This window comes from Actinomadura rubrobrunea NBRC 15275, assembly GCF_001552235.1.
GTDB classification, from domain to species: Bacteria; Actinomycetota; Actinomycetes; order Streptosporangiales; family Streptosporangiaceae; genus Spirillospora; species Spirillospora viridilutea.
The window spans coordinates 1-12,608 of sequence record NZ_BCQU01000054.1 but is presented as its reverse complement, the minus strand read 5'-3'; the positions used below and the strand labels follow the sequence as shown (position 1 = coordinate 12,608).

10 protein-coding genes are annotated in these 12,608 nt (G+C 73.1%); 6 read left to right on the top strand and 4 right to left on the bottom strand.

Annotation, left to right across the window (positions count from 1 at the left end; genetic code table 11):
- Positions 1–154: 154 nt before the first annotated feature.
- Positions 155–1,429 carry a replication-associated recombination protein A gene (locus tag AR3_RS17640; protein WP_083951639.1) on the bottom strand — a complete coding sequence of 425 codons (1,275 nt, stop codon included), beginning with the start codon at positions 1,427–1,429 and terminating at the stop codon, positions 155–157.
- 416 nt (positions 1,430–1,845) lie between these two features.
- On the opposite strand from AR3_RS17640, the gene AR3_RS17635 reads away from it, so the two are divergent.
- The 3 genes from AR3_RS17635 to AR3_RS17625 all read left to right on the top strand — a co-directional run bounded on the left by AR3_RS17635 (position 1,846) and on the right by AR3_RS17625 (position 3,756).
- Positions 1,846–2,292 carry a hypothetical protein gene (locus AR3_RS17635; RefSeq protein ID WP_067915317.1) on the top strand — a complete coding sequence of 149 codons (447 nt, stop codon included), beginning with the start codon at positions 1,846–1,848 and terminating at the stop codon, positions 2,290–2,292.
- 115 nt (positions 2,293–2,407) lie between these two features.
- The gene (locus tag AR3_RS17630; protein WP_083951634.1) at positions 2,408–3,067 is read left to right on the top strand and encodes a thioredoxin-like domain-containing protein; all 660 of its coding nucleotides are present in this window, start codon (positions 2,408–2,410) and stop codon (positions 3,065–3,067) included.
- Positions 3,064–3,756 carry a DUF305 domain-containing protein gene (locus AR3_RS17625; protein ID WP_083951633.1) on the top strand — a complete coding sequence of 231 codons (693 nt, stop codon included), beginning with the start codon at positions 3,064–3,066 and terminating at the stop codon, positions 3,754–3,756. The genes AR3_RS17630 and AR3_RS17625 overlap by 4 nt, the downstream gene beginning before the upstream one ends.
- Before the next feature lie 88 nt (positions 3,757–3,844).
- On the opposite strand, the gene AR3_RS17620 is transcribed toward AR3_RS17625, so the two are convergent.
- Entirely contained in the window at positions 3,845–5,083 is a 1,239-nt protein-coding gene (locus AR3_RS17620) for a DUF349 domain-containing protein (RefSeq protein ID WP_083951632.1), read from the bottom strand.
- Positions 5,084–5,155: 72 nt separating this feature from the next.
- Positions 5,156–5,950 (bottom strand): peptidylprolyl isomerase, encoded by a 795-nt coding sequence (locus AR3_RS17615; RefSeq protein ID WP_067915315.1) that lies wholly within the window; start codon positions 5,948–5,950, stop codon positions 5,156–5,158.
- Positions 5,951–6,327: 377 nt separating this feature from the next.
- Between AR3_RS17615 and AR3_RS17610 the strand changes: the two genes are divergently transcribed.
- The 3 genes from AR3_RS17610 to aspS are packed head-to-tail and all read left to right on the top strand — an operon-like array spanning position 6,328 to position 10,071.
- Positions 6,328–7,038 (top strand): MBL fold metallo-hydrolase, encoded by a 711-nt coding sequence (locus AR3_RS17610; RefSeq protein WP_067915314.1) that lies wholly within the window; start codon positions 6,328–6,330, stop codon positions 7,036–7,038.
- A 16-nt stretch (positions 7,039–7,054) separates the two neighbouring features.
- The gene (gene hisS / locus AR3_RS17605) at positions 7,055–8,323 is read left to right on the top strand and encodes a histidine--tRNA ligase (protein ID WP_067915313.1); all 1,269 of its coding nucleotides are present in this window, start codon (positions 7,055–7,057) and stop codon (positions 8,321–8,323) included.
- Positions 8,320–10,071: an aspartate--tRNA ligase gene (gene aspS / locus AR3_RS17600; protein ID WP_067915312.1), complete on the top strand. Its 1,752-nt coding sequence runs from the start codon at positions 8,320–8,322 to the stop codon at positions 10,069–10,071. Before hisS ends, aspS begins: the two co-directional genes overlap by 4 nt.
- Positions 10,072–10,197: 126 nt before the next feature.
- On the opposite strand, the gene AR3_RS17595 is transcribed toward aspS, so the two are convergent.
- Positions 10,198–12,372, bottom strand: coding sequence for a RelA/SpoT family protein (locus AR3_RS17595; protein WP_083951638.1), 2,175 nt, complete (start codon positions 12,370–12,372; stop codon positions 10,198–10,200).
- Positions 12,373–12,608 lie beyond the last annotated feature (236 nt).

Below are 12,608 nucleotides of genomic sequence, written 5' to 3'. Positions count from 1 at the left end.
GACACGCGTCGCGCCGTCGTCCCCCGCGGGCGGCGCCGCCCTCGTTCCCCCGGTGACCGGGGTGTCACATCGGCAGGTTATCGGGCCGACCCCCGCGGCGCCCGAATGATTTTCCAGATCGCGCGGACGGTGTCGGCGGGCCGCCCGCGCGGGGTCAGCGGGGCTCGGCCGGGGTGTCGCGGGGACGGCCGCGCAGGACGGAGCGGATGCGCTCGACGATCTCCGAGAAGCGGGCCTCGGCGCCGTACCGGGTCGGGCGGTAGTACTCGCGTCCGTTCACCGCGTCCGGGGCGTACTGCTGGCGCACCACGCCGCCGGGGTAGTCGTGGGCGTACTTGTAGCCCGCGCCGTGGCCGATCTTGGCCGCGCCCTTGTAGTGCGCGTCGCGCAGGTGGGCGGGCACGGGGCCGACCAGGCCGCGGCGGACGTCGCCGATCGCCTCGTCCACCGCGGTGATCACGGCGTTGGACTTGGGCGCGACGGCCAGGTGGATCACGGCCTGGGCCAGGTTGATGCGGGCCTCGGGCAGCCCGACGAACTCCACGGCCTGCGCGGCGGCGACGGCGGTCTGCAGCGCGGTGGGGTCGGCCATGCCCACGTCCTCGCTGGCGTGCACGATGAGCCGCCGGGCGATGAACCGAGGGTCCTCCCCCGCCTCCAGCATGCGGGCCAGGTAGTGCAGGGCCGCGTCGACGTCGCTGCCGCGGATGCTCTTGATGAACGCGCTGACGACGTCGTAGTGCTGGTCGCCCTCGCGGTCGTAGCGCACCGCGGCCCGGTCGACCGCCTTCTCCAGCACCTCGACGGTGATCGTCCCGCCGTCCGCGACCAGGGCGGCCGCCTCCAGGTAGGTCAGGGCGCGCCGGGCGTCGCCGCCGGCCAGGCGGATGAGGTGGTCCTCGGCGGCGTCCTGCAGCTCCACCGTCCCGGCCAGGCCGCGTTCGTCGACCAGCGCCCGCCGGACCACCTCGCGCAGCTCGTCCTCGCCGAGCGGCTCCAGGGTGAGCAGCAGCGAGCGCGACAGCAGCGGGCTGATCACCGAGAAGAACGGGTTCTCGGTGGTCGCGCCGATGAACGACACCCAGCGGTTCTCCACGGCGGGCAGCAGCGCGTCCTGCTGGGCCTTGTTGAAGCGGTGCACCTCGTCGACGAACAGCACGGTCTGCCGCCCGGTCATGCCGAGCTCGCGGCGGGCCAGGTCGATCTCGGCGCGGACCCGCTTGACGCCGTCGGTCACCGCGGAGATCTCCACGAAGCGGCGCCGGGTGACCCGGCTGACCACGGTGGCCAGGGTGGTCTTGCCGGTGCCGGGCGGCCCCCACAGCACCAGCGACATGGGCTGGTCGCGGTCGACGAGCTGGCGGATGGGGGTCCCGGGGCCCAGCAGGTGCGCCTGCCCGACGACCTCGTCCAGGCCGCGCGGGCGCATCCGGACGGCCAGCGGCTCCCTGCCGTCGACGGGGCCGGCGCCGCCCGGTCCCGCCGGTCCCCCCGTGCCGCGTCCTGTGCCGCGGCCCGCGCCGCGGTCGCCGGTGATCTCCTCCAGCGGATCGTCGAAAAGCCCTTCCGGCTGGTCCGGTCGCGCCCTGCTCACCCTCCGACACTATCTCGCCGCGCCGACATCTCCGGCTTCGGTCCGGCGGGCCCGGGGCGCCCGCGGGCCGCCTCCTCCGCCCGTCCGGAATGACGGTGGCGTTCGGTTTGGACCGATCCGGTGCGGTGTCCCGGGAACTCGGCGCCGGGGCTCCGCGTTGACCGCTTGGTCAGGCGGATCGCGCCGGGGCGCACCGATAGCGCCGATCCGCCGCCGCGTCGGTCGCGTCGGCATCGCCCGGAGGTGAATCGGTGACCCGTACGGCGGCCGCCCCGCAGCCGCGCCGCGGGCCGGCCTGCCTGCTGGTGGCGCTGTTCCTGGTGGCCGGGCTCGTCTCCAGCTACGGGCTGGGCCACGGCGCGCCGCTGCGGGTGTGCACCCAGCACGCCGTGTCGGTGCCGTCCGCCGTCGCCGACGTGATCGCCGCCGACCTCCCGCCGAAGGCGCACGCCCTCCACCCGGAGGCGGCGTCCTCGGCGACGACGTCGAAGGCGCCGGTCGATCTGCCCCCGCTGGGCCCCGCCCACGCGTGCCTGTGCCTCGCCGTTCTGATCAGCCTTCTGGCGATCGCGCTGGCCGTGGGCCGACGCCGCCGCCGCGCGCTGCGGGCGGACCGCGCGCCCCGGGTCCTCGTCCCTTCGGCGACCGGCCCGCCTCTGACGCCTTCGTTGGCTTCTCTCCAGGTTCTGAGGCTGTGACAGGCCGGCGGCCTCGGAAGGTCAGGGCAGCCCCCTGTCTTCCGTACCGCCCTGCCCACGTACGGCCATAGCGCCGTTTTCCCCTGCCTCATCTCAGCTTGCTTGGAGAGAACGCATGTCCAAGAGCGCCCGCACGCGGGCTCGCAACCAGCAACGGCACAAGAACCTGCAGAACCGCGGCCGGTCCTCCCGGGCGCGCAACCGCAAGAACGCACTCATCAAGCGGGAGGTCCCGTGGGGAGGCATCGTCTTCTTCACGGTGATCGGCGTCGTCTCGGCCGTGGCGATCGCGTTCGCCTTCCTGCAGACGCGGGGACCGTCCGCCGCCGAGGCGGCGATCTCCGGCGTCGTGGAGAAGGAGGGCCTCAGCCGCGAGCACACCACCGGCGCGGTGGAGTACGACACCGCCCCGCCCATGGGCGGGGCCCACGACCCCGTCTGGCAGAACTGCGACGGACGCGTCTACGACCGGCCGCTGCGCGACGAGAACGCCGTGCACTCCCTGGAGCACGGCGCCGTCTGGGTCACCTACCGTCCCGGCCTGGCCGGCGACCAGCTCGACCGGCTCAAGGACAAGGTGGACGGCACCGACTACACGATGCTGAGCCCTTACCCGGGCCAGGACGCCCCGATCGCCTTGACGGCGTGGGGCCGGCAGCTGATGCTGCAGGACGCCTCCGACGCGCGGATCGACGCGTTCCTGCGCGCCTACGTCAAGGGACCGCAGACGCCCGAGCCCGGGGCGGCCTGCGACGGCGCGAAGGACACGCCGTGAGCGGCGCCGAGACGGGCACGGCCGTCTCCCCTCCCCGTCCGGAGCGGGAGGACGGCCCACGTGGGAGGACGGGCGTGCGGCGCGCCGCCGTCGCGCTGGCGGCGCTGGTGCTGCTGGCGGCCGCGGTCCTGACGGTCCTGGCGGCGAAGCGGTCCGGCGAACCCGGCACCGATTCGCCGGAGGCCGGGTTCGCGCGCGACATGAGCGCGCACCACGCCCAGGCCGTGCGGATGTCGTTCATCGTCCGCGAGCGCACCCGCGACGAGCCGGTGCGGCTGCTGGCGTACGACATCATCACCGCCCAGCAGGCGCAGATCGGCATGATGACCGCCTGGCTGGACGACTGGGGCCTGCCCAAGACCGACCCGGGGGGCCGGATGCGCTGGATGTCCGGGCATCACGGCGGCGCGCACGCTCCCGGCTCGGGCGCGGACGGAGCCGTCATGCCGGGCATGGCGACGCGCACGCGGCTGCGGGAGCTGGAGCGGGCGTCCGGGCGCGACGCCGAGATCCGCTACCTGCGGTTGATGATCGCGCACCACCGCGGGGGCGTGGACATGGCCCGCGCCGTGCTGGCCCGCACCGACCGCCCCGAGGTGCGCCGCCTGGCCCGCACCATGGTGGACGGGCAGCAGTCGGAGATCGCCCTGATGAACCGGATGCTGGCCGAGCGCGGCGCCTCGGCATGAGCGTGACCGCGCGAGTGTGAGCGCGTCGGCGTGAGCCCTCCGTCGCGCGGCGGCGCGGTCCCACCGGGCCGCCGCGCGACGGGGCGCGTCAGCGGGAGAACTCCGCCAGGGTCCGTTCGGCCTCCGCCAGCCAGGCGCGGCGGGCCGTCAGGGCCTCCTCGGCCTCCTTGGCGTCCTTGTCCCGGCCGGCGTCGCGGGCCTCGGCCAGCCGCTTCTCCAGCTGGTCGATGGAGCTGCGCAGCTGCGCCACCGTCGCCTCGGCGCGGGCCCGCGCCTCGGGGTTGGTGCGCCGCCACTCGGCCTCCTCGGCGCCGCGCACCGCCTCCTCGACCTTGCGCAGCCGCCCCTCCAGGCGGTCGCGCTGGTCGCGCGGCACGGGGCCGATCGCCTCCCAGCGCTCCTGGATCGAGCGCAGCGCCTGCCGCGCCGACCGCACGTCGGTGACGGGCAGCAGCCGCTCGGCCTCGGCCAGCAGCTTCTCCTTCTCCTCGGCGTTGACCCGCAGCTCGGCGTCCCGCTCGGCAAACGCGGCGTTGCGGGCCTGGAAGAACACGTCCTGGGCCGCCTTGAACCGGGCCCACAGCTGCTCCTCCACGTCCCGGGCCGCCCGCCCCGCCATCTTCCACCGGCGCATCAGGTCGCGGTAGGCGGCGGCGGTCTCGCTCCAGTCGGTGGAGTCGCTCATCGCCTCGGCCTCGGCGACCAGCCGCTCCTTCTCCCGGCGGGCCTCCTCGCGCTGGTCGTCCAGCGAGGCGAAGTAGGCCTTGCGGCGCTTGGTGAAGGCGTTGCGCGCCGCCGACAGCCGCTTCCACAGCGCGGTCTCGGTGGGGCGGTCGATCCGCTCGGCCGCCTTCCACTCCTCCACCAGCTGCCGCAGCCGCTCGCCGCCGTTCTTCCAGTGCGTCTCCTCGGCGGCGATCCGCTCGGCCTCGGCGACGATCCGCTCCTTGACCAGGCGGGCCTCCTGGCGGGCCTGCTCGCGCGCCGCGCGGACCTCCTCGCGGCGCCGGCCCACCTCCTCCTCCAGCGCGTCCAGGCGGCGCATCAGCGCGTCCAGGTCGCCGACCGCGTGCGCCTCGCTCACCGCCTCGCGCAGCCGCTGGATGCCCTGCTGGGCCTGGCCCGGCTGCAGGTCGGTGGTGCGCAACCGCTGCTCCAGCAGGCTCACCTCGGTGGCCAGAGCGTCGTACTTGCGCCGGAAGTAGGCCAGGGCCTCCTCCGGGGCGCCGGCCTGCCACGAGCCGACGACCCGCTCGCCCTCCGCGGTCCGCACATAGACGGTGCCGTCCTCGTCCACCCGGCCCCAGGGATCGGTCGCGCTGGACACCCTTGCCTCCTGAATCACGGTCCGATCGTGCTCACACTCACCGGACCCTCCACACCTTAGTATCCCGTTCGCCTATTTCTTGGCGATCGAGACGTCCTGGATCGTCACCTTTGTCTTGGGCTTACCGTCGCCCTCCGGCTCGGACCCGCCCTTGGCGATCTTCTCGAGCACGTCCATGCCCGAAGTGATCTTGCCGAACACCGAGTAGTTCGGCGGCAGCTGGGAGTCGGCGTACACCATGAAGAACTGGCTGCCGTTGGTGTCCGGGCCGGAGTTGGCCATCGCCAGGGTGCCCTTGTCGTACTCGGCGCCCTGGGTGTTCTCGTCGGCGAACTGGTAGCCCGGCCCGCCCGTGCCGTCCCCCTTGGGGTCGCCGCACTGCAGGACGCTCAGGCCGCCGCTGGTGAGGCGGTGGCATTCGGTCTTGTCGAAGTAGTCCTTCTTGGCCAGGTAGGCGAAGGAGTTGACGGTGCAGGGAGCCTTCTTGCCGTCCAGCTCCAGCTCCACCTCGCCCTGGTTGGTCTTCAGGGTCGCCTTGACGGCCTTGTCGTACGCGGGCTTGGCGGGCGGCTTGCCGACGTCCTTGGCCGCGTCGCCCGTGTCGTTGTAGGCGCACTCGCCCGGCTTGGCCGAGCTCGCCTGCGCGCTGGGCGACGCCTGGGGACTGGCCGCGGCGTCCGCCTTGGAGTCGTCGTCGCCGCCCACCAGCGCCACGACGCCCGTCACGCCCCCCGCGACGACGGCCACCGCGAGCACCGAACCGATGATCTTCACGCGACGGGCCCGGGCCTCCTGGGCCCTTCGGCGCTGCTGCTGCCGCTCGTAGCGCTGCCGCGCGAGCTGCTTCTTGCGGTCCTTCCCCGCCACGTGCCTGCCCTCCCGGTGATGCGGATCCGTTGCGTCGAACCGTCTGCCCGACCCCTGACGCGCGCCGGGCCGAACAAGTGATCAGGTGAACGTGCAGCGCATAGTAGCGGTACCGGCATACGGCCCGTGTATGGTCAAGCCGCCCGCGCCCGACGTCGGCGTCCCAGCCGCGCCTCGACCACGGTCCCCGCCGGGCCTCGACCGCGTCCGCGCCCCGCGTCCACCGGGGGAAGCGACACGGCGATGGCGGATCTCGTTCGCGATGCCCCTGGCCGCGCCGGTACCCTCGAAACGCCGCCGCCTGCGCCGACGGGCGGCCGGGAACGGCCCCGCCGGCCAGGCGAGGCCCGCAGCACAGCTCGAAGGGAAGGACGACCGTGCTCGTCGCCGGGTTCCCCGCAGGATCGTTCGCCGCGAACTGCTACGTCGTGGCGCCCGCCGCGGGCGAGGAGTGCGTGATCGTCGATCCCGGCCAGGACGCCGAGGCCGGCATCGACGAGCTGCTGCGCGAGCACCGGCTCAAGCCGGTCGCCGTCCTGCTCACGCACGGCCATATCGACCACGTCTGGTCGGTGGCGCCGGTGTGCGGCGCCAAGGACGTGCCCGCCTACATCCATCCCGACGACCGCGACCTGCTCACCGACCCCGCCAAGGGGCTGGGCCTCGGGCCCGGGCAGGAGCTGTTCGGCGGGCTGACGCTGTCCGAGCCCGACGACGTGCGGGAGCTGACCGACGGCGCCGTGATCGAACTGGCCGGGCTGCGCATCACCGTGAACCACGCGCCGGGCCACACCCCCGGATCGGTGACGTTCCGGACGCCCGCCGCGGACGACCGCCCCGACGTGCTGTTCACCGGCGACCTGCTGTTCGCCGGGTCGATCGGGCGCACCGACCTGCCGGGCGGCTCCTACGAGCAGATCCTCGACAGCCTGGCGCGGGTGTGCCTGCCGCTGCCCGACGACACCGCCGTCCTGCCCGGCCACGGCCCGCAGACCACCATCGGCCGCGAGCGCGCGACCAACCCGTTCCTGGCAGGCCTCTCGGCCCCGAGCGGGGCCCCCGCCGACGGTCCCCGCACGGGGATGTGACACCCGAATAAGGATCATGAGTTCGAGCTTCCAGGCCCCCAAGGGGGTCAGTGAATACGTCCCGCCGCGCGCGGACCTGCTGCAGGCCGTCCGGCAGCGGTTCGCCGAGCAGGCGCGGCTGGCCGGATACGGCTACCTGGAGCTGGCGGTCTTCGAGGACACCAACCTGTTCCGGCGCGGCGTCGGCGAGTCCACCGACGTGGTCAGCAAGGAGATGTACACCTTCACCGACCGCGGCGGGCGGTCGCTGACGCTGCGCCCGGAGTTCACCGCCGGGGTGCTGCGCGCCGTCCTGGAGCACGGCCTGCACAAGCGCGGCGGCCTGCCGGTCAAGGTGTGGACGACCGGCCCGGCGTTCCGCGCCGAACGGCCCCAGCAGGGCCGCTACCGGCAGTTCTACCAGCTGGACCTGGAGGCCATCGGCAGCGAGGACCCGCAGGTCGACGCCGAGACCATCGCGATCGCCTGGAACTGGTACCGCTCGCTGGGCCTGACGCGGGTGCGGCTGCTGCTCAACTCGCTGGGCTGCCGCGAGTGCCGCCCCGCCTACCGCGCCCGCCTCCAGGAGTTCCTGCGCGGCCTCGACCTGGACGAGGCCACCCGCACCCGCGTCGAGATCAACCCGCTGCGGGTGCTGGACGACAAGCGCCCCGAGGTCCGCGCCCGGCTGGCCGACGCGCCGCTGGTGTCCGACCACCTGTGCGCCGCCTGCAAGGCCCACCACGACCGGGTCCGCGGCCTGCTGTCCGACCTGGGCATCGCCTGGGAGGACACGCCCACGCTGGTGCGCGGCCTGGACTACTACACGCGCACCACCTACGAGTTCGACCACCCGCTGCTCGGCGCCCAGTCGGGCATCGGCGGCGGCGGACGCTACGACGGCCTGTCGGAGGACATCGGCGGCCCGCCGCTGCCGGGCATCGGGTTCGGCCTCGGCCTGGACCGCACCCTGCTCGCGCTGGAGGCCGAGGGCGCCGAGTTCGCCGCGCCGCCGCGCTGCGAGGTGTTCGGCGTCGCCCTCGGCGAGGAGGCGGAGCGCCGCGTGTTCGGCCTGGTCGCCGAGCTGCGCGCGGCGGGCGTGGCGGCCGACATGGCCTACGGCGGCAAGAAGCTCAAGGGCGCCATGAAGGACGCCGACCGGTCCGGCGCCCGGTACGCCGTGATCCTCGGCGAGCGAGATATCGCCGCCGGGTCCGTCCAGCTGAAGGACCTGGCAAGCGGCGACCAGACCGCCGTACCGCTCACCGAGATCGTCACGACGTTGACAGAAAGGCTCGCACGATGATCCGCTCGCACGAGGCGGGGACGCTCCGCCGGGAGCACGCCGGTCAGCAGGTCACCCTGGCCGGGTGGGTGGCCCGCCGCCGCGACCACGGCGGGGTCACGTTCATCGACCTGCGCGACGCGTCCGGCATCGCCCAGGTGGTCTTCCGGGAAGAGGACACCGCGCACGACCTGCGCTCGGAATACTGCGTCAAGGTCACCGGCGAGGTGCGGGTGCGCCCGGCCGGCAACGAGAACCCCGAGCTGCCCACCGGCGAGGTCGAGGTCGCCGCCACCGACATCGAGGTGCTGTCGGAGTCGGCGCCGCTGCCGTTCCCGATCGAGGGGGCGGCCAACGTCAACGAGGAGGTGCGGCTCAAGTACCGCTACCTCGACATCCGCCGCGACGCCGTCGCCCGCGCCATGCGGATCCGCTCGGACGCGACGTTCATCGTGCACGAGGTCATGCGCGAGCACGGGTTCGTCAACGTCGAGACGCCGACGCTGACCCGTTCGACCCCCGAGGGCGCCCGCGACTTCCTCGTGCCCGTCCGGCTGCAGCCGGGCCACTGGTACGCGCTGCCGCAGTCGCCGCAGCTGTTCAAGCAGCTGCTGATGGTGGCGGGCATGGAGCGGTACTACCAGATCGCCCGCTGCTACCGGGACGAGGACTTCCGCGCCGACCGGCAGCCGGAATTCACCCAGATCGACATCGAGATGTCGTTCGTCACCCAGGACGACGTGCTGAAGGTCGCCGAGGACCTGGTCGCCCGGCTGTGGAAGGAGATCGTCGGGTACGAGATCCCCCGGCCGATCCCGCACCTCACCTACGCCGAGGCGATGGCGCGGTACGGCTCCGACAAGCCGGACCTGCGGTTCGGCCAGGAGCTGACCGACATGACCGAGTACTTCTCCGGCACGTCGTTCCGCGTCTTCCAGGCCCCGTACGTGGGCGCCGTGGTGATGCCGGGCGGCGCGTCCCAGACCCGCAAGGAGCTGGACGCCTGGCAGGACTGGGCCAGGGCGCGCGGCGCCCGCGGCCTGGCGTACGTGCTCGTGCAGCCGGACGGCTCGCTGACCGGCCCGGTCGCCAAGAACCTGTCGGACGCCGAGCGGGAGGGCCTGGCCGCCAAGGTCGGCGCCGCCCCCGGCGACGCGATCTTCTTCGCCGCGGGCCGCCCGCAGGAGTCCCGCGAGCTGCTGGGCGCGGCCCGGCTGGAGATCGGCCGCCGCTGCGGCCTGATCGACGAGTCGGCCTGGGCGTTCGCGTGGGTGGTGGACGCCCCGGTGTTCGAGCCGCTGTACGACGACAAGGGCGAGCAGATCGGCTGGACCTCGGTGCACCACCCGTTCACCGCGCCCAAGCCCGAGTTCGCCGACGACTTCCAGGACCGTCCGGGCGAGGCCCTGGCCGACGCCTACGACCTGGTGTGCAACGGCAACGAGATCGGCGGCGGCTCGATCCGCATCCACCGCGCGGAGATGCAGCAGCGGGTGTTCGACGTGCTCGGCCTGTCCAAGGAGGAGGCCGAGTCCAAGTTCGGGTGGCTGCTGGAGGCGTTCAAGTACGGCCCGCCCCCGCACGGCGGCATCGCGTTCGGCTGGGACCGCATCGTCATGCTGCTGGCGGGCGCCGAGACGATCCGCGACGTGATCGCCTTCCCGAAGGCCGCGTCCGGGTTCGACCCGCTCACCGCGGCCCCCACCCCCATCACGCCGCAGCAGCGCGCCGAGGCCGGCATCGACGCCGTCCCCGAGGAGAAGTCTTGACCCGCGCCCGTCCCGGGGCGCGACACGCGCGATGAGGGCGGCCGCCGGAGCGACCGGCGGCCGCCCTCTTCCATGCTCGGCGGGGGCGGCGGCGCCGACGCGGCGGCGACGGCGGTACGAGGGGTGTCAGCGGTGGGCGCCGCTGGTGATGCGGTAGACGTCGTAGACGCCGTCGATCGAACGGACCGCCTTGAGGACGTGGCCCAGGTGCTTGGGGTCGCCCATCTCGAAGGTGAAGCGGCTGACGGCGACGCGGTCGCGGCTGGTGGTGACCGAGGCGGACAGGATGTTGACGTGCTGGTCGGACAGCACCCGGGTGACGTCCGACAGCAGGCGCGGACGGTCCAACGCCTCCACCTGGATCGCGACCAGGAACACCGAGTCCTCGGTGGGCGACCACTTGACGTCGATCAGCCGGTCCGGCTGGGACCGCAGCTGGGCGACGTTGACGCAGTCGGTGCGGTGCACCGACACGCCGTGGCCGCGGGTCACGAAGCCGACGATGTCGTCGCCCGGCACCGGCGTGCAGCAGCGCGACAGCCGCACCCACACGTCCGGGTCGTCCGCCACGACCACGCCCGGGTCGCCCGCCGGACGCACCCGCTTGCGGCGGGTCGGCAGGGCGATCTCGGCGAGGTCCTCCTCGGCGCTCTCCACCCCGCCCAGGGCGTCCACCAGGGACTGCACGACGTGCTGGGCCGACACGTGGCCCTCGCCGACCGCCGCGTACAGCGACGACACGTCGGGGTACCGCATGTCGCGGGCGAGCGCCAGCAGCGCCTCCCCGGACATCATGCGCTGCAGCGGCATGTTCTGCTTGCGCATGGCGCGGGCGATCGACTCCTTGCCGGACTCGATCGCCGTGTCGCGGCGCTCCTTGGAGAACCAGTGCTTGATCTTGTTGCGGGCGCGGGCGCTCTTGACGAACCCCAGCCAGTCGCGGCTGGGCCCGGCGTCCGGCGACTTGGAGGTGAACACCTCGACGGTGTCGCCGTTGTCGAGCGTGGACTCCAGCGGCACCAGGCGCCCGTTGACCCGGGCGCCGATGCAGCGGTGCCCCACCTCGGTGTGGATGGCGTAGGCGAAGTCGACCGGGGTGGCGCCCTGCGGAAGGGCGATCACGTCGCCCTTGGGGGTGAAGACGAAGACCTCCGAGACCGACAGGTCGAAGCGCAGCGACTCCAGGAACTCGGCCGGGTCGGCGGTCTCCTTCTGCCAGTCCAGCAGCTGGCGCAGCCACTGCATGTCGCTCGCCTTGCGGCCGGCGACCGTCTCCTCCTTGTACTTCCAGTGCGCGGCCACGCCGTACTCGGCCCGCCGGTGCATCCCCCACGTGCGGATCTGCAGCTCGACCGGCTTGCCCTCCGGGCCGATCACCGTGGTGTGCAGCGACTGGTACATGTTGAACTTCGGCATCGCGATGTAGTCCTTGAACCGGCCGGGGACCGGGTTCCATCGCGCGTGGATCGAGCCGAGGGCGGCGTAGCAGTCGCGCACGTTGTCGACCAGGACGCGGATGCCGACGAGATCGTAGATGTCGTCGAAGCTCACGTCCCGGGCGATCATCTTCTGGTAGATCGAGTAGTAGTGCTTGGGGCGGCCGGTCACCGTGGCCTTGATCCGCGCCTCGCGCAGGTCGGCCGAGACCTTCTCGATCACTTCCTGCAGGTAGACGTCGCGGCGCGGGGCCCGCTCGGACACCAGGCGGGCGATCTCGTCGAACCGCTTGGGGTAGAGGGTGGCGAACGCCAGGTCCTCCAGCTCCCACTTGAGGGTGTTCATGCCGAGCCGGTGCGCCAGCGGCGCGAAGATCTCCAGCGTCTCCCGGGCCTTGCGCTCCTGCTTGTGCCGCGGCAGGTAGCGCAGGGTGCGCATGTTGTGCAGCCGGTCGGCCAGCTTGATGACCAGCACCCGGATGTCGCGGGACATCGCCACGACCATCTTGCGGACCGTCTCGGCCTCGGCCGCGTCGCCGTACTTGACCTTGTCGAGCTTGGTCACCCCGTCCACCAGCGCGGCGATCTCGTCGCCGAAGTCGGCGCGCAGCTCCTCGAGGGTGTACGGGGTGTCCTCGACGGTGTCGTGCAGCAGCGCCGCGCACAGCGTCTCGGTGTTCATGCCGAGCTCGGCGAGGATGGTGGCGACGGCGAGGGGATGGGTGATGTAGGGGTCGCCGCTCTTGCGCTTCTGGTCGCGGTGGTAGTGCGCGGCGACGTCGTAGGCGCGTTCGATCAGCCGCAGGTCCGCCTTGGGATGGGTGTTGCGGACCGTCTTGATCAGTGGTTCGAGTACCGGGTTCATAGCGGTGCCGCGCGGCCCCCCGAGCCGGGCGAGCCTGCGGCGCACCCGGGCGGCGGACGGCGGAGTCGTGGCCGGGGAGGGCCGGGACGGGACGGTGGGGGCGGAGGCGGCGGTGCGGGACGGCGGCTGGGCGGTCTGGTCGCGGGAGGCGGCGCGCGCGGCGGACTGCTCCGGGGAGGCGCCCGGCGGTCCGGCCTGGCCGGAACCGCCCGTCCGCGGCCGCTCCGGCGCGGTCG